The sequence below is a fragment of the Tunturiibacter lichenicola genome (genome assembly GCF_051013355.1).
In the GTDB taxonomy this organism is placed as follows: Bacteria; Acidobacteriota; Terriglobia; order Terriglobales; family Acidobacteriaceae; genus Edaphobacter; species Edaphobacter lichenicola_F.
Genome location: NZ_CP132944.1, coordinates 2,398,943 through 2,415,778, shown reverse-complemented (window position 1 = coordinate 2,415,778; position 16,836 = coordinate 2,398,943). Strand labels below are relative to the sequence as shown.

Below are 16,836 nucleotides of genomic sequence, written 5' to 3'. Positions count from 1 at the left end.
GGCTCGGCTGTTTTCTTCTCCTCGTGAAGCAAAAAAAGTTTTTACATGCACATCAACCTTCTCCATCTCGGCCGCGTACCCTACACCGAAGCACTTTCGATTCAGCAGCTGATCATCTCTGCTCGAAAGCAAAATCTCGTCGCCGATACACTCCTGCTACTCGAACATCCGCCCGTCCTGACCCTCGGCCGCAACGCCCACCGATCCAACGTCCTGGCCAGTGGCGATCTCCTGGCGCAACGTGGAGTCGAGCTCCACGAGATCAACCGTGGCGGTGACGTGACCTATCACGGCCCGGGACAGCTCGTCGGATACCCCATCATCGACCTCCGAGGCGACCTGCCCGGCAAAAAAGGCCCTCATCTCGGCCCGGTCGACTATGTTCGCTTGCTCGAAGAGGTGCTGATCCGCACCTGTGGGGACTTCGGCGTGATGACACAGCGAATCAGCAAACTAACCGGGGTCTGGACAATGGCCGGCGGTAGTATTCAGGAAAAAAAAATCGCGGCAATCGGCGTCCACGTCTCGCAGGGAGTTACCTCGCACGGATTCGCACTGAACGTAACCACTGATCTGCGTGACTTTGAATGGATTGTCCCCTGCGGCATCACTGATCGCCAAGTAACCAGTCTTGAGCTGGAGGCCGACTCCGACCGCCAGCCGACAATGGAGTCAGCGATCAACTCCGTTGCACGAAACTTCGGCCGCATCTTTGAGCGGCAGATCCTCTGGTGTGAATCCATCGACCAGATGCTTGCAGCCCATGCGTAACGCTGGGCACGACTTTCGACGGTTGTTCGCTAACCGCACCATACAGCCAACAAGCGCACTGCCGCCGTATAATCCCATTTGCGTGTGCCCGATCGCGGACCGGGCCGACATGAGGCGAAATCACCCGCCGATACCCGTATGCCGTACCTGAACTCTAGGGGAGAAGAGAGATATTCATGCCGACTGACGTAGTTATGCCCCAGATGGGCGAATCAATCACCGAAGGCACCATCACAAAGTGGCTTAAGAAGCCGGGCGATGCCATTCAGCGCGACGAGCCACTCTTCGAGATCTCGACCGACAAGGTCGATGCCGAAATCCCTTCACCCGCCGCCGGCACCTTGAAAGAGATCAAGATATCCGAAGGCACCACTGTCCAGATCAACACGGTTGTCTGCAGCATCGATGAGTCCGGCTCTGCATCACCCGCGACGCCTACGGCAAAAGCCGAAACCGCCTCTGCCCCTGGCGCAAACTCCGCCACGCCGGCCGCAGCGAATACTGCCTCTGCTGCTCAAAACAATCCTCCAGCCGCTGCTGGCCCAGGCACCGATGTGCTCATGCCACAAATGGGCGAATCCATCACCGAAGGCACCATCACCAAGTGGCTCAAAAAGATAGGTGATACCGTCCAGCGCGACGAACCTATCTTCGAGATCTCGACCGACAAGGTCGACGCAGAGATTCCATCCCCAATCGCTGGTGTCCTCTCCGAGATCAAGGTTCAGGAGGGCGCCACTGTCACGATCAACACGGTTGTCGCCGTAATTGGCGGAGCCGCAGGCAAATCCGCAGCTCCTGCTGCCGCAGCCCCCGCTGCCTCCACACCTCCCGCTGCTACACCTGCTCCAGTAGCTGCGGCCTCAACCGCCGCGGGCGAACGTGTCCGCTCGTCACCGCTCGTGCGCAAGATCGCGAAGGACAATAACGTTGATCTATCGCAGGTTCCCGGCACAGGAGCTTCAGGCCGCATCACCAAAACGGACATCGTCAGCCATCTTGAGCAAGGGCCAAAGCCTGTCGCAGCGGTTTCAGCCACTCCCGCAGCCTCACCTGCACCAGCCGCTGCCAAACCAGCCGCTCCTCAGCCACAACCGGGCGAGCTCGTTCCCATGACCAAGATGCGCTCCATCATCGCGCAGCGCATGGTCGAGTCCAAGCGCACCAGCCCACACGTCCACACCGTCTTCAAAGTGGATATGACGCGCATTGTAAAGCTCCGCGAAAAAGAAAAGTCGAAGTACGAGCAGCGCAACGGCGTAAAACTCACCTACATGCCCTTCATCACTCGCGCCGCAATCGTCGCGTTGAGGAAGCATCCCGTCGTCAACGGCGCCATCGAAGGCGATGCCATCCGCTATAACAAGAACATCAACATCGGAATCGCCGTAGCACTCGACTGGGGCCTTATCGTCCCCGTCTTGAAGCAGACCGAAGAGAAGAACTTCCTCGGAATTGCACGTGGCATCGTGGATGTAGCAGACCGCGCCCGCAACAAAAAACTCGCCCCGGACGAGATCTCCGGAGGCACTTTCACCCTTACTAACTCCGGCATCTTCGGCGAGCAGTTCGGAACCCCCATCATCAACCAGCCGCAGAGCGCAATTCTTGGCATTGGCGGCCTGAACAAGGAAGCCGAAGTCATCACGGACAAGGATGGCAACGACTCCATAGCGATCCGCTCGATCCAGCGCTTCACCTTGGGCTTCGATCACCGTATCGTCGACGGCGCCGACGCCGGCAAATTCATGTCCGACTTCAAAGCGTATCTCGAGAACTGGTCCGAAGACATCGGCTAGGTAAACTCAAGAATCAAAAAAAAGCGACAGACTTGAACCAACGTCTGTCGCTTTTTTCTTCTGTTCGAACCTTACAGTAAAGCCTTCGCCCGCAGGACCAACTCTACAGCTTCATCCGCCGTAGCGCCCACAGCCGAAAGATGCCCCATCTTCCTACCTTTACGCGGTTTGTGCTTCTCATATAAATGCAATCTCACGCCAGGAATTGCCAGCGCCGCGTCAAAGCGAGGCTCGACGGCCTTCCCATCTTTAAGCCATAAATCTCCTAGCAGATTGGCAATAGCCGCAGGCTGCACTAGATCCACATCGCCCAATGGCAGATCGCATACCGCCCGCACCAGTTGCTCAAACTGCCCCGTCACACAAGCCCTCACACTTGCGTGGTAACTATTGTGCGGCCGGGGTGCCAGCTCATTCACCAGCAGCTTCCCATCCTTCGTGCAGAACATCTCCACCGCCAGCACACCCTCCAGCTGAAACGTATCTGCAATCGACTCGGCAATCACACGCGCTTCTTCCATCATCGCCGACGAAATCGTAGCAGGAATAACACTCCATGCCAGAATCTGCTCCTCATGATGATTCAACGCAGCCGGATAAACCTTCACCTCACCACTCGGAGCACGCGCCACCAGCACAGAGATCTCCTTCTCCAAATCCACTGCCTTCTCCGCCACGCCGGCTCTTTCACCCAGCGCCTCCCACGCGCCTCTGACTTCATCCTCGACGGAAGCACCAGCGACAAATCCCACCTTCCCCTGGCCTCGTCCGTCGTAGCCGCCTGTAGCGCTTTTGCAGAAGCATCTTCCGCCCAACGCAGTCACCGCGTCACGCAGCTCACCGAGCGATCTCACCGCCCGATACTCACCCACAGGGAACCCGTTTCGCCGAAGCCAATCTTTCTGTTCGATCCTGTCTTGAATCACCGCTAACATCGCCCCACCCGGCCGCACCGGTGCGTAGCTAGCTGCGGCCTCCATGCTTGCCGGCGAAATCTGTTCAATCTCCAAAGTAACAACATCGCATCCACGCGCAAGATTCGCAGCCTCGCGCGAATCGTCCCAACCCGCTTCAATGCATCCATCCACCACAAATCGCGCCGGACAGGCCGGGTCTGGATCGAGCACCATGATCCGATACCCCATACCCCGAGCTGCCATGGCCGTCATCCGGCCCAACTGGCCTCCGCCAAAGATTCCAATCGTCGCACCTGGCAGAATTGGCTTCGCTACCGAAGAACCAGAGCTCACGCGTCAACCTCATCTTCCCCGACCGTCTGCGCCAAAACCTCATCGCGCCGTGCCGCGCGCCAGCCCACCAGCTTCTCCCGCAAATTCGCATCTGTAGTTGCCAGCATCGCAACGGCCAGCAGCCCGGCGTTCGTTGCGCCAGACGCACCAATTGCCAGCGTCCCTACGGGAATGCCCTTCGGCATCTGCACGATACTCAAAAGAGAATCCATCCCCTGCAATGCAGTCGCGGGTATCGGTACACCCAACACAGGCACCACCGTCTTCGCGGCAATCATTCCGGGCAGATGTGCAGCACCACCCGCGCCCGCGATGATGATTCGCAGTCCACGGTCAACCGCAGCGTCCGCATATTCAAATAACAGATCAGGCGTCCGGTGAGCCGAAACCACCTTCACCTCATGCGTCACGCCAAACTCCTGAAGCACCTCAACGGCCCCTCGCATAACCGCATAATCATTGCGGCTTCCCATCACAACTCCAACTAAAACACTGCCCTGCGCCTCGGCGTCCATGGCCCGATTATACGGTTTCCCATGTACGCCGCGCCCGCATCCGCACTGCTAGTGCTTCGCCCACAAACTCGCGTTCAGGCACATCACCACACCGTCAATCGTCATACTCAATCCACGGGTAAACTGCTCCGAATCGGCAATATGCTTCATCGTCACAGCGTCCGCTATGTCGATCGCCGCCCCAACGATCTCCACCGCTGCCTTCTTCTTCTGCTCTCCAGACTCAGCGCCAAACAGCGCCTCCGTCCCTTGAACCACCCCAGGAATTAACGCAATCGACCGCAAAAATACCTTTAGAAAATTCATACCGTCTCCTCAAATCCCATCTACCGCCGAAAATAATCAACTGCCAAATGAAACATCGCCAGCAGCGCACCGCCAGCTCCAATCAGCCCCTTGATCCGTTGCACGCTGCGCTCATGCTGCTCCACCCTATCCTCCAGCTGCGTCAATCTCCCCGGCTGCCCAATTCCCATCAGCTGTTTCATCTGGCTCTTCAGCACACTCAAATCCGCTAATACCTGCCCTTCGAACTCTGTCATCTCCTCCTCCTTTCGCCGTTACTCACTCACCGGCAAATCTGTAAATACCCCACTTGAAAATCGCGAATAGATCGGCGGTATCGATCCGTCATACATTCGCACGTAGTAGTGTTCTATCTGTCCTTCGCGCGGAATCGAAAAGCTCCGCACAGGACTCCTCAGAACCAGGTCCTGATCAACCCCCGGACCAAAATCGCCATCCCTCCGCCTCACTTCAAAGCCGCCACCCGCAGGCGGAGCTGTTCCTGAATCCACCTGAAGCGTAGTCCCCGTCGCGCTCACCACTTGCAACTGCTGCAAGTTCGTTAGCACGTGACCGGGAGCACTCAACGCCGTCTCTGGCAGCAAAGCATCGGCCGCAATTGCCTCGGACAACGTCATTCCCAACCCCTCGGCCCAGTCGTTCGCAAATGCCATCTTGTATGTCAGCGTCTCCGGGGACCCCATCCCATCGAGAATCTCCACGCTCCGCACAACAACGCTCATTGTCTGTCCAGCACTCGTCATAGCGAGTACATCTCCTGGCCACACATCCGCCGGATTCACAGCGGCATACGTGCCCGCAACCGCAGCCGCGCGACTCGACGAAAAACTTAGCACTGCCGATGCGGCACTCTCGCAGTCCACCGAACTCCGTGCCTCTGGCTTCAGCACCTTCCCCAGCCACTGCGCGGTACCAGGCATCCCACCCGCGGCCTCCGCCGCTACACTCGCTGCATCTTCCAGCCGAGCCACAGCTCTTAGCTGATTTCGATACGTCACCGTTACAAGTTCGCCAGCCACAGGAACCCTACCTGCAAAAAAAGTAACCTTACCTGCTGCAGACACTGTGCAGTCCACACCCTCCCCGGTCACACCAATCAGGCGCGTCATCTTCACACCACTCGGCAACGTGCTCACCACCCAGGCCGAGCCTGTCTGCGTTATCCTGCAGAAACCCATCGACCCAAACAGCTGCACGCTATTCACTGCCACAAAGCTGCATGTGGCCGGCGATGTCACCACACTCCCGTCGTAGAGCACTGTCGCCGGCGTATTCGAAGCCAACCCCAGATCCTGCAGCTCAAACACCACGCTCATTGGTGCCCCCACCAGGCCGCCACCGAAGGCCTGCACAGCACCGTCTACCATCGCGTAGTAGCTCTGCAACACTCGCTGCATCTCCACGCAATGCAGCCGAATCCGCAGCGTGTAGGTATGCCCTTGCAACATCGTGAAGACCGTTCCAACCTCTGCTCCCTTCACAAACGGAACCACCACAGTCGCTCCGCCACTCTGCCGCACGTTATAGCCCGCGAAGCAGTTCGCGCTCTCCGTCGTTCCCGCGTACAGCCCGCACACGACGCCGGCGCTTGCCCCACCCAACTGCAGACTGCCAGCCTCAATGACGAGTGTTCCTCCCAACTCCAACTGGTCGATCGCAGTCAGCGTCGTCTGCCCGTCGAATCCATTGCCTCCAGTCATCGTCAACCCGGCAGAGCTCAACCCAAGGTGTGCCGCCGAATCGTTGACCTGCCAGATCTGCGTATCCAGCTCTGCTTCATTGAAGCTGTCCGTCAAAAATTGAGCAGAGGTGGCCGTCTTCTTCGGACGAAACGGATCCTCTGACAGTTGAAATACCGTTGTCGTCCCATCTCCAGCAAACGTCTCGATAACGTACGCCGCCGGCTCCATCGCTCCGCTCACCGTGACATCGTTGGCTAACTCTTTCACCGCCGTCGTCTTCAATGCTGCTACCTGCAACGTCCCGTCTCCATCGCTCAACGCATGAGTCACTGCGCCTGCCGGCTGCAGGCCCACAGCGCCATCCAGCACGCGATATGCGGCATACGTCGCACTCGCAACGGCACCCGCATTCTCCGACCAGCTAGTGGCCTGCGATGGTTCAAATACTCCAACCGACAAACCATTCATCACACCGGCCGTCGTAAACAGTCTTGCGTCCACGCGATTGAGCGAAGTCGTCAGCAACTGTCCCCCACTCTGCGCCAGCCCAGCTCCGCTCAGCGGAACTGCCTGCTTATCCAGCAGCCACTCATCGCTCACAGCGCTGAACGCATAGCGATACACCGGCCCCTTCAATCCGGTGCCCGCGTACACAGCCTCCGGATCCGTCGCAATGTAGCCGGTAAACAAAACCGTTCCATTCGCCGCTGTGACAACAACGCGGCCACGCCGCACCGGCACAGAGACAGCGGCATCGCTCACATCCAACATGCCACTGCCTACAGACGGAGCATTCAGCGTACGCGAGATCTTCAATGGTCCATCGGCGCATAGCGCGGCGCTATAGTCCACCGCCCCCGCACCATCCAGATTGTCGATCGTTATGTTCATTGCGTTACCGCCCCTTCTACACGGCCCAGCCCCCGCATGGCTCGCACCTCGTCTACTGTCAACACTCCAGCCTGCAGCAGCGTCGTCTGAATCTGCAGCTCCTCCATCTCGTCCCTGCTCTCTAGGTCGTTGAAGCAGAACTCGAACTCGCGCCAACCAAGCTTCTTTGCAAACAGATCACGCGTAATGTGCTCTGCAATCAACTTCGCCACAGGAACAATCGCGCTCTGAAATGCCTCATCCGCCATCTCTCCTGCAGTCGACTGGTTCACGTCGCTCTCCAGTCCCAGCATCATCGGCGGCAGATCGAACGCATTCGCAATCATGCGAATAAGCGCCTCCTGCCACTGCAATCGCAGATCGGCATCCGTGCCACCCGCAAACGGGATAACCTCCGGCTTCTGCTCACAGCTCAAAAATGGAACGCGCCCCGTGCCTTCAATCTCATCCTGCCACCAGCGAATCAGCCGGTCATGTTCCTCGGGAGTGGCATCGTTCAACCAGATCGCATACTGCGCTACCGAATTGCTGGCTAGCTTTCCCGCATACCGGCTCGCACTCAAATACTGATTCACCGTCTCAAACGCAACCTCCAGCCGACCCAGACCGAACGGTGTATACGAGCGTGGATTAAGCCGCACGTACATCAGTTCGTTATCCAGCAGAGGCACCAGCGCATCTTTCCCCATCTGCCCCGTCGCCTGCGCATAACGAGGCTTGTTGGGATCGCCATCCCACTTTGCATCGATCTGGATCGTAGCTCCATCTACAGCCCAAAGATGAAACGGTCGCTCAGGATCACCAGTTGACTCCATCTCGACTGCACCAAAACCTCCAACCAGCAGATCCTCCAGCACCTGCTCCCAAAGCACCCGAAAACTGTCCGACGCATTCGGCTCTTCAAGGCACTGCCGCAGCACTCTCATCCGCACCTCCGCATCCTCCACCGTCACGCCGAAGTAGCCACGCCTTACCTTCACCTGCCAGTCCATGCTCGCGATCTTGTCCTTCACCACATTGATTGCCCGACGCACCACCGGTGTCTCAGCAAATTTCCGCAGATTCGCCGCCGTAGGCTTCGGCAAAGCGTTCTGCCCTGGCCGCCCGGCAGGTCTGTAGGGGCTGAAGATCGCAGGCAGCATCGCTGTCTTCCGCTCTCCCATCGTTGCGTCCCCGGCCGCTCCATCAACTCCTGCCAACCGCTGCCAAACATCCCTCACTACCGTCCGAACGCCCATGCTTCCCTCTCTCTTTCCGTATCTGGTGCAAAAAGAAAAAGGCACAGCCCCTGGGCCATGCCTCTGAAAATCAAACATCAACTTCTAAGCCGACGCTGATGCTATCGCAAAAAGATGTTGTCATTCTGAGCGAAGCGAAGAACCCCCGCATTCGTCCGGAGTGACATACTCCACAACATCGACGAAACACTTTGAAATCGCCTCTCTCAAACCCGCAACTCCACCCTCGCCGTCTCTGCCACCCGAGCCAGATCGTTCAACGTCACCACCCGAATCTCCTGCCGCTCCATCGCTTCCACACCAAACCGATACCGCTCCATCGCCTCGTCTTCCGTATCCGAAACCGCCCGCAGCGGTTCCACAATCGCGGTCAACTCAAGACGCGCCGACTCCACCCTCTGCACGCCCTCCATCAACTGCGGAGCCGAATAGGCCAACCCCTTCGCCGCCTCCACATCTCCCTCCAGCGATACCGCTTGAAACATCCGAATCACCCCATTCGGCCTATACCCACAATCAATCTTCATCGGATCACCCGACCGCGTATACAACGAAGCCGCAATCCTCTTCCGCATCAATCCCCAAACCCCGGCCCGCTCAAACTCCGTGCGCATCGCCCCCGCGATCGCCGCTCGGCCCGTTCTCTTCCGCTCCGTCTTTACCTTCAACGGCTCCACATACATCTTCATCAACTGCTCAATCTCTGCCGGCAGACTCTCCGCCAGGCACGCCCGCACCTCGGTCATTTGCACCGAGTTCGCCAGCGTATCCTCAAGAATCTCCATCACTGGTTTAATCCCCGGAGCATCCTTGCCCACAGTGCGCAGCCGAGCGCCAATCTCTCCCTCCAGCGCCTCCAGCAAACCGATATCCGCGTCCGCATCCATGCACTTCACCCGAGCCCAGTCCCGCGTAAAGCGCACCACCGCACTATCGGCCCGCCCTGCCTCTCGCAGCAGCACCCCGATATTCGCAAACTCGCCCTTCACCACATCCGGCACATACCGAATCAGGAAGAACTCGCATTGGACCCGCTCAGCCAACCATCTATCTCCAACTCAAACCCAAACCTTGAGCTCTTAATCTCGAAAGCCGTTCGATATCTCCACCTAAAGTCTGCAGACCGACAGCGACTCTCTCACATTACAAATTTTCCCACTCCACTCACATCTGCAAACTGCCGTGGTACCACACTTCTGTTCCCCGACTCCCACATCGGGAATGGCCCGCGATTCGAATCCCGAAACTCCCCGATCAACTCCCTTACCCGCGACCGCCGCCTCAACATCTGCTCCATCAACCGCTCGATCACGGCTGTATCCCCGCCATACCACTCCGGCGGCACTGCCTCCGCAATCTCCCACAGCGTCTCAGGCTGTATCGCTTCCACCCGGCTAAGCCAGGGTTCAAAACTCTCCCACCCCGTCACCCGCGCATACACCTGATTCCTCTGATACACACCACGCAGAGGGGAGTCCGGAAACGTCCATTCCCCTGCGTTAAAACAAAAACCCTGATCGATAAACGTCGCCCGATACTTCCGCTCTCTAGGCTTCTTCTCAAACACCGCCTGCCGCCCGTTGCAGTTACCCGCCCATTTATCGATACATAGCATCCCAGCAAACTCCGCCAGGTTCCTTACCTCATCCAGTTGCTGCTCCGGCAGATAGTCCACCACCTGCCCCGGCATCAGCCCACCTACAAACTGCGACCCAAACTGCAGACCCGCTGTATATCTCTGCCTCTGCCCCCGCGGCAGCTCCACAAACATATCCAGCGTATTCGACACCAGCCATTCGGTCACCTCGACGACATCGCTCACCGGCACCGTCAACCCTACCGCCGCCGCCAGCCGTGTCGCGATCAACTCGTTAGCAAGCACTCGCAGATCCTGCGGATTATTTTGAAACTTCACTACCCACAGCTTCCCATCCGCCCCCAGCATCAGCTGACTTTGCGCCCCGCCCCGCATCCTTCTGATCGCCTGCACTGCCAATACCGCCAAGCCCAACACCCCTCGCAACAGAATAACCCCTGTCCCACCGAGCAGGCCCAAGCAACGCGAGGACCTAAGCCGCCCACATCACCCCGACAAGGTAAAAAGGCGTGAAACGCCCGCCCCACGCGCAGTGGGCCCGTCCGGCAGGACAGATCCTTACCGCGTCTTCAAAACAAACTCAGCGCGCACCGCCTGCGCAATCGCCATCGCCATCAAACAGTCATCGTGCGCACCATTCACCGCGCCAGTCCTACCCCCAGCCATCGCAACAAACGTCCGACACTCTCCAAGCAACCGCCGACTAAAAAACATCCAGGGCGACTCAACCAAGAGAGCCCCCATCCGGCTCACCATCCCAGGCTTGGAACCCGCCGTAGTCAACCATCCAGCAACACCTGTCTGCTCATACACTCGCGAATACCGCTCCACGCTATCCAAATAAGCAAGCACGCCAGCTCCATGATTATTCCTCTCCACCGCAATCGTCGCCCCGCCATACTCCCTTGCCAGCTCCGCCGACACCCTCGCCAGCTCCAGCGTCCCCAACCTCTGCTGCAACTCCGCGCACTGCATACCCGAACTCATCTCGATCACCTGCACCGCAGCAAAATCGCCATCGGCACCACCGCCGGCGGTATCCACGCCAACCAGATACTCCTTTCCGGCAATCGGCGGCAACCAAACCTGCAGAGTGCCTCCACGCCGCGTCTCCACAGGCTCTCCCAACTCAACCAGCCGAGCCTCCACCGCCGCAACCTCAAAGCAACATTCACCCGTAGCCTTGAAGCAGCTCTCCGCATCCTCTGCAAACTCCTGCGACCGCAGCCCCCGATAGCTCGCCTCCAGCCCCCGCCGAAACCCAATCTGTTCCGCCGTCAAACCATGCGCCAGCACTACCCTCCGCTCATCCTCCCGCAGATCGCTCACCGGCGCTCCTACATAAGCCTCTTCCATCCACCACGGGAAAAAGTGTCGAACCACCTCATCGTCACCTTGACAGTCTGACCCGCCAACACCCGGCTCAACGCCTCGCCCCCACTCCTCATAGAAGCAGCCATAAGCCCCATTCGGTGTCGACTCCATCACCATCTCGCCCCCTGGAGCCAGCGCTGCCCGCAATCCAGCAAGTGTCGCCGCTGCATCTCCCGGCCATCGGCTCACCTCGCTGCAGTGCAGATACTGCACCGTCAACCCACGTCCCGCGCTCTCGTCCGCGGCACTCACCACGCGAAACTCGCTATCCAACCCCGGAAAGCACATCTGCCCCACATTCGCTCGACTCCGCCGCAACGGTCCCTCACGCAGCTCAACCGGCAGACACTCCCAGAACCGCTGCACCATCCGAAAGATCCCCTCTGCAGCCTCTCTCGTCTGCGCCACCTGCACCGTCATCACACCGCGACCCGTAATCGTCTTCAGAAAAAATCGCCCCGCCACCCAGGTCGTAATCCCCATTTGCCGAGCCTTCAGCACAATGTTCTGCCGCCCGCGCCTCCGTTCAAACTCCCTCTGCACCGCATTCGCCCGCAGCGGCCTCTCCACGCCCTCACGATCCCGAACCTTCAACAAACCCTCAGCCACCTGCCTCAAAGCTGCTGGCTGCAACTCCATATACTTCCCCAGCATCAGCAGCTCCTCTACATCCATCGGAGCCTCAACCATTCCATCCCCCAACCAATCACAACGCAGGCGCGACCTCATCCTTACCAAGAACGAAGCCGCACCCACGTTCAACCTCTACATCTCCCAGTGACAACCCGATACCGTCTTAGGATTCGGCACATCGCGGAAGCTCAATGATCCATTCGAAGGAACCTTTACCACCGTCCCCACCGAAAGCCCGTTGATCAACTGCGACGAACTCCCCGCAACGATACTCACCGTAAACGCAGATTGCAGATTCGCCACCGTATACACCGCCCCGCTCTGCCCCGTGCAATCCGGCAGCGTCAGCGTCTGGTTTGCAGTCGGAGTGGCCGTGATATACCCATCTCCAGCCTGCATCGCATAGCTCGTTGTCGAAACCACATTCGGGTTCGCTGCCGTAGAGCCGAAGTAGTAGTTCAGTGCATTACTGGCCTCCGAAGCAAGCAACAGCTGCCCGGCTGCCGTCGGATGCGTATGATCCCCTTGAAAGTAGGTCGCGTTCGTATTGGCTCCATCTGCACCGAGCAGCGGGTTCGCAGCAAAGTCAATCACGCCATCCGCGCCAACCCTCTGCGCATTCTGCAGCATCAACGCATCGTAAGAATCCTTCGGAGCGTCCAGACCAGTACGCGAGATCATTGTTCCCACAAATGCCCTGCAGCCCGCCTTCTTCACCGTCTGAACCCAGCTCGACAACCGCCCGAACACAGTCTCCGGCGTTGCAGACGACGCAAGGTCGTTCGTTCCCGCGAACCCAATAGCTATCGAAGGTCCGTTGATCGTGCTGCAAAGCGTGCCCACTCTGTTCGGCTCAGACCCCGCAATCGCGCCAAAGCTCACCCCCGTCAACCCCATGTCGACAACTTGATAGCTCGGCTGATTCGTCAACGCCAGGTTGAACGGCCATGCCTGCGTCGCCGGATTCGCAGTACCGAGTCCATACGTAATCGAATCCCCTACCGCAAACAACCGAGGACTCACCTGCACCACCGGTACCGGCGTCACCGGAACAGAACGGGAGTTGATGTCATTCAGAATCTTCTGATAGTTGCCCTGCACCGTAGCCGGACTATCTTCTGTTGCCGAAAACACCGCGCGGTAGAAAATCCCGTTAAAGCCCGACCCGCTAAAGAAGCCGGTATTCGGTGCGCCAAGCAGGAAGTTTCCAGAACCCTGGGCCCCGAAAGACCCCTGTTGGAACACATAGGGAACTTCAACTCCGTTGATGTAAAAACGATCCACATCCCCGCTCATTCCGTTGCCCAGCGTGACCGTCAATATGTTGAAGCCTGAAATAAACAAGCTGGACATACTGCTGTAGTTGCCATTTGCAACCGTTCCAGGAGCAAATGCGGGGAGTGTCCCTTGATCCTGGCTGCTGCTCGTAATAATATTCACCCCCGTATTTCCCAAAGAGCTTCCCACCAGCATTGGAAAACTCTGCGGAACGAACTGCGCCGCATTCGTCGGTAAGGGATTCAGATAAAACGCCAGGTAAAAAGTCCGCGTGTTGTTCAGTGTCGCAGGCAGACTCACATCCTCCGGAAGACTGAAGCTCAACCCGCCATTCACCCACACCGGCGCACTAGCTCCTGAACCCAGCGTGCCGTTGTTCCCGTTCCCGCTAATGTCTGTCAGAACAGAACCGGTGCCTTGGAGAAAGTTATAGTCGGCCGTCGCTCCCGCAATCGGTGTCGCTCCACTCGGAAACGAAGACCCAACCGACTGTCCGCCCGAACCCGAACCTGCCGGAACCGCCCATGTCCCATCCTCTCGCAGATAGCGCGTCGTCCCAGCAGTCGCGCCAGGATCAGGCACCGCACCCCGAGCATGTCCGCTCCCCGATGCAACAAACAAGGGAAGCTGCGACGCGCCCACTGCACCATTCAACGTTGTCGCATTCACTGTTCCAGCATTGATCGTTCCAGCTGTGAACGCCTGCGGGCTGAACTGATAACTCGTACCACGCATACTCATCTGCAGCGTGCTCGTCGTCGGTTGAAAGTTCAATGTGTCAACGCTCGCCGCACTGTCCAGTTCAAACAGGTCGTAGCCCGAGTTCCACTTGCCGCAACCATGCGAGTTGCAGTGAACCGAGAACACACTCTGTTGCCCCGCTTGCATATCCATCGTTCGCTGCCAGACGCCTGTTGCTGAATACGCAGCAAACGGTGCAGTATGCGTACCACCATTGCCAAAGTAGCTCGTCGCCGGGACAGTGTTTGAGATCGTCCAACCGGTCATGCCTGGCCCAACGTTCTCCTGGTATTGAAATCCAGATGTCTGCGAAACCGTCGGTCGCGGCGTAACCTGTCCGACAAACGAGATATCGCCCGCAATCTGCTGTTGATAGTAGTGTGGCTCCTCCACCGCATCGGTAGCGCTCCAGGCCACCGTGTTCGGCGCAAGCGTCAATTGACCATCGACACTATTTGTCGCCGTATCGAAGACTCCTAGAACTTCCGCCATCGGATACAGAACGTATCCGCCCGTAAGCTTCGACACAGTACCGCCTGAACTTGTACTGTTCGCTCCCGCCTGCGCATACGTCAGCGCATTCGATGCTGTTGAAGTCACCACAAAGCTACCGTTGTAACTCTGGTCCGCAACGCCCGAGATGGTCATGGTCAAACCATTCACATCCACCGGCAGCGCCCCCGCAGTCGTAACCGTGACCACCCCGTTATTTCGTGCGATCGCAGTGATCTGCCCCGTCAGATTAACAAACGAACTGGTGTTCGACTGCACTCCGACAATCGCAGCCAGCCCTCCCGCATAGTAAAGTCCGGCTGAAGAATAAGACCCAATCACCGGAAATATCTGGCGAATTGATCCCACAGTGTCTACAGTCTGCTCCAACCCATACCCGCACAATCCACCAAACGCAACTGTCGCCCCTGCACGGTGCGGCTTGTTCAAAGTCATCTGCAGGTGGGTACCATCGACGACCGAATACTTCGCCATCTCGTAGTTATGCGGGTTCGTGCTGACAGGCGGGTCCGCAACGCACGCCACGCCGCTTGGACTCGGAACTGCCGCCGTATTCGTCGCGAATCCAGCAGTCACCCCACTCGTTGCGATCGCAAACGTCACAATTCCCGGAGCAGTATTCTTGGCCTGCGAAGGAATCAACTGAGCCGTAGCGAGAAACACGCTCACAGGAAAATTCGTCCCGCTGAACGTTGCACCTGCACTGGGAACTCCACTAACCTGGCCCGTCCCACCAGTCAGACTGCCGTTCGTAATCACCTTTGCCGGATTTTTGTCGATCAGGTATCGCCCCTCACCCTGTGTCCCAACACCAGAGGTCGTCGCAACTGTCACGACTGTCGATCCCGGCGTGCAGCCCAGGCTGCACGTTCCTTGAAAGACATTCGAGTCTTCCTGAAATTGCAGGTCGAACGGATGCGCCCCCTCGTCAGCCTCATCACGAAATCCACCCGACGAGACAATGAACTGCGATCCAATCAGGCAATCGCCAACCCCATAGCAATCGATCACCTGAGAATCGAGTAGGTGCTGGCCCAACGTGTTGTAGGTGCCTGTCACATTCATGGCGTTGTAGTTCGTCTTGAAGTAAGGCACGCTCCCAAGCGACTGGGCGAACAAGTTCGACCCGCCTGTCAGCCCTTGATGTTTGATCATCAGTGCAAACGAGGAAGGTTCGCCCGATCCTCCCGCTGCCACTTCGGCTGCTGAACTCCGTGTTGAACTCACATCGACGACCTGTCCCGCGTCTTCGCCATTCTGGAGTGAAGAGGTCGGATTCATGTAGACGTCCCGCCGCTGTCCGTTCCGATCGTCCTCAACGTGGGTACCCCCAGCAAGACCTGTGCCACTATTCCACGTAGTTGACCTGTAGATTTCAGGTGCCGAATAGCTGCGGTCCACCTTCACGTCGCAGCCGCTCGCGCAGTCCGTACTGGTCACGGCATTCGCGATACCGTTTCCGCCCACTCCGCTCACATACTGGCTCGCATACTCCTCACCATTCAGAATGTTGACCTGCAGCTCGGTACCCACGGGCTGCGCCACCACCTGCGACGTCGCAGGCAACAGTGAAACCTTCTGCCCCGATCCCGCCGCCACACTAGCCACGTTCACATCGACATAGTGCTTATCTGCGGCTTGATTCGGAGTCGTTGGGTCTGCTGGTAACACCAGAGGCCCGGTCATCGTGTCCCCCGTCTTCTCAACAAAAGGATTCGAACTATCCAGAGGGTGTCCCGTCACCGCTGCGGCAATCGCCGTGTCCACATAGCTCTTGCTCACAGTCTGCATCGCGACAGCCGTCGGCAACACTGTGCTCTCGATCGCACTCACCTGTACGGGAACCTGACTTACAGGAACAACCCAGAACTGCCGGCTCACGCTCCCGTCACTCAGGTGATAAATCGCCGTGTAATAAGTTCCCATCGGCGTCGATCCGGAATTCGGAATCAACTGCAGACTCAGAGCGCCCGCCGTAATCGTAGCCGACGTGCTGCCACTCGGCACAGACTCTCCGCTCGCGGTGGTAAACGCCTGCCAGCTTACAATCACAGTTCCCGTTGCCGGCGTGCCATCGCCCAGGAAAACCGTATCTGTAATCTGCGTCGTAGCAATTGTTCCAGTTGAGACGGTCTGCATCGCTGCGGCCACCTTCATCACTGTCATCGCTCCCGGAATAACCAGCAGCAGCATTCCGATCAGCGTCCATCCTCTAGCCTTCCAATGCATCATCGTTCTCCTCGTTCCC

12 protein-coding genes are annotated in these 16,836 nt (G+C 58.1%); 2 read left to right on the top strand and 10 right to left on the bottom strand.

The features are described from left to right. The first annotated feature begins 45 nt into the window (after positions 1-45). Positions 46-771, top strand: coding sequence for a lipoyl(octanoyl) transferase LipB (gene lipB, locus RBB82_RS10395; RefSeq protein WP_433975057.1), 726 nt, complete (start codon positions 46-48; stop codon positions 769-771). Between the two features lie 176 nt (positions 772-947). Further along, positions 948-2,570 carry a 2-oxo acid dehydrogenase subunit E2 gene (locus RBB82_RS10390; protein WP_433975056.1) on the top strand — a complete coding sequence of 541 codons (1,623 nt, stop codon included), beginning with the start codon at positions 948-950 and terminating at the stop codon, positions 2,568-2,570. A 71-nt stretch (positions 2,571-2,641) separates the two neighbouring features. Here the strand turns inward: RBB82_RS10390 and purK are convergent, their stop codons facing one another. The 10 genes from purK to RBB82_RS10340 all read right to left on the bottom strand — a co-directional run bounded on the left by purK (position 2,642) and on the right by RBB82_RS10340 (position 16,820). Continuing rightward, positions 2,642-3,820 (bottom strand): 5-(carboxyamino)imidazole ribonucleotide synthase, encoded by a 1,179-nt coding sequence (gene purK, locus RBB82_RS10385; protein ID WP_433975055.1) that lies wholly within the window; start codon positions 3,818-3,820, stop codon positions 2,642-2,644. Then, a complete protein-coding gene (purE, locus tag RBB82_RS10380) occupies positions 3,817-4,293 on the bottom strand; it encodes a 5-(carboxyamino)imidazole ribonucleotide mutase (RefSeq protein ID WP_433975054.1) in 477 nt (158 codons plus the stop codon). Before purE ends, purK begins: the two co-directional genes overlap by 4 nt. Positions 4,294-4,383: 90 nt before the next feature. Next, the gene (locus RBB82_RS10375; RefSeq protein WP_433975053.1) at positions 4,384-4,641 is read right to left on the bottom strand and encodes a hypothetical protein; all 258 of its coding nucleotides are present in this window, start codon (positions 4,639-4,641) and stop codon (positions 4,384-4,386) included. 20 nt (positions 4,642-4,661) lie between these two features. Then, positions 4,662-4,877, bottom strand: a complete 216-nt coding sequence (locus tag RBB82_RS10370) for a hypothetical protein (RefSeq protein ID WP_433975052.1) — start codon at positions 4,875-4,877, stop codon at positions 4,662-4,664. Positions 4,878-4,895: 18 nt separating this feature from the next. After that, positions 4,896-7,214, bottom strand: coding sequence for a hypothetical protein (locus RBB82_RS10365; protein ID WP_433975051.1), 2,319 nt, complete (start codon positions 7,212-7,214; stop codon positions 4,896-4,898). After that, positions 7,211-8,452: a phage portal protein gene (locus RBB82_RS10360; protein WP_433975050.1), complete on the bottom strand. Its 1,242-nt coding sequence runs from the start codon at positions 8,450-8,452 to the stop codon at positions 7,211-7,213. The genes RBB82_RS10365 and RBB82_RS10360 overlap by 4 nt, the downstream gene beginning before the upstream one ends. Positions 8,453-8,658: 206 nt before the next feature. Beyond that, positions 8,659-9,495, bottom strand: coding sequence for a DUF3037 domain-containing protein (locus RBB82_RS10355; protein WP_433975049.1), 837 nt, complete (start codon positions 9,493-9,495; stop codon positions 8,659-8,661). Positions 9,496-9,590: 95 nt separating this feature from the next. Next, a complete protein-coding gene (locus tag RBB82_RS10350; protein ID WP_433975362.1) occupies positions 9,591-10,466 on the bottom strand; it encodes a HipA family kinase in 876 nt (291 codons plus the stop codon). A gap of 141 nt (positions 10,467-10,607) precedes the next feature. After that, on the bottom strand, positions 10,608-12,113 hold the full coding sequence (locus RBB82_RS10345; RefSeq protein WP_433975048.1) for a terminase: 1,506 nt from the start codon (positions 12,111-12,113) through the stop codon (positions 10,608-10,610). Between the two features lie 75 nt (positions 12,114-12,188). Further along, the gene (locus RBB82_RS10340) at positions 12,189-16,820 is read right to left on the bottom strand and encodes an SGNH/GDSL hydrolase family protein (protein WP_433975047.1); all 4,632 of its coding nucleotides are present in this window, start codon (positions 16,818-16,820) and stop codon (positions 12,189-12,191) included. Positions 16,821-16,836 lie beyond the last annotated feature (16 nt).

Excerpts from the sequence above, each read along its gene's own strand:
- RBB82_RS10370 (WP_433975052.1), bottom strand. The coding sequence starts at position 4,877 with ATGACAGAGTTCGAAGGGCAGGTATTAGCGGATTTGAGTGTGCTGAAG.
- RBB82_RS10365 (WP_433975051.1), bottom strand. The coding sequence starts at position 7,214 with ATGAACATAACGATCGACAATCTGGATGGTGCGGGGGCGGTGGACTAT.
- lipB (WP_433975057.1), top strand. The coding sequence starts at position 46 with ATGCACATCAACCTTCTCCATCTCGGCCGCGTACCCTACACCGAAGCA.
- RBB82_RS10390 (WP_433975056.1), top strand. The coding sequence starts at position 948 with ATGCCGACTGACGTAGTTATGCCCCAGATGGGCGAATCAATCACCGAA.
- purE (WP_433975054.1), bottom strand. The coding sequence starts at position 4,293 with ATGGGAAGCCGCAATGATTATGCGGTTATGCGAGGGGCCGTTGAGGTG.
- RBB82_RS10375 (WP_433975053.1), bottom strand. The coding sequence starts at position 4,641 with ATGAATTTTCTAAAGGTATTTTTGCGGTCGATTGCGTTAATTCCTGGG.
- RBB82_RS10360 (WP_433975050.1), bottom strand. The coding sequence starts at position 8,452 with ATGGGCGTTCGGACGGTAGTGAGGGATGTTTGGCAGCGGTTGGCAGGA.
- RBB82_RS10340 (WP_433975047.1), bottom strand. The coding sequence starts at position 16,820 with ATGATGCATTGGAAGGCTAGAGGATGGACGCTGATCGGAATGCTGCTG.
- RBB82_RS10345 (WP_433975048.1), bottom strand. The coding sequence starts at position 12,113 with ATGGTTGAGGCTCCGATGGATGTAGAGGAGCTGCTGATGCTGGGGAAG.